Annotated in this window: 1 protein-coding gene; it reads right to left on the bottom strand. The window is 73.0% G+C overall.

Annotation, left to right across the window (positions count from 1 at the left end; genetic code table 11):
- Window positions 1-693: D-alanyl-D-alanine carboxypeptidase (locus tag ACH107_RS33305; RefSeq protein ID WP_412509855.1), on the bottom strand; the 693-nt coding region annotated here is incomplete at both ends.

Here is a 693-nt window from a genome sequence, read left to right as displayed (position 1 = left end):
ATTGTGCGGGCTTGCGCACCGGCAGCCAGCGCGCGCCGCCGTTGCCCAGCGCGCCCCGCGCCACCGTCCAGCTGTCATGGCTGCCGCCGTCGCGATAGGTGTAGACGGGCGACCGCCGGTCGGCCAGCGCCATGCGTGCCACCCGCACCTCGGGCCGGTGCCGGCCCGACCGGGCGTCCATCGTCACGGTGTAGTCGCTGCCATTGCGCTTCCAGCCGAAACGCACGCGGTTGAAATTCAGGCTCAACCCCGACAGCGCGGGGTTGTAGCCCGCGTGGGGCGGCTGCGCGGGGTCGATTTCGCGCTCGAAGGGCAGCGCCCCCGCCCAGACCCTGAACGTGCCCCGCACCTCGTGAATGCCCAGGTTCTTCAGCCGCGCGGCCATGTCGGCCAGCGCGTCGGTATCCAGCGTCGGATCCCCCCCGCCGGCAAGCACCAGATCGCCCCGCAGCACGCCGTCGCGGACGGTGCCATCGGTCATCAGGCGGGTACCGAACCGGTATTCCGGGCCCAGCGTGTCGAGCGCGTAAACCGCCGTTATCGCCTTGGTGACGCTCGCGGGGGGCAGGCCGGTGCGCGTGCCATGCCCCTCCAGCGGCGCACCGCTCGCCACGTCCATCACCGAGAAGGCCACGCGCCCGCCCAGCTTCGCCTCGGCCAGCAACGCCTCGACGTCGCGGGCCGCCCGCCCGG

It is taken from the genome of Roseovarius halophilus (ex Wu et al. 2025) (assembly GCF_047086965.1).
This window is presented reverse-complemented; position numbering and strand designations above follow the sequence as displayed.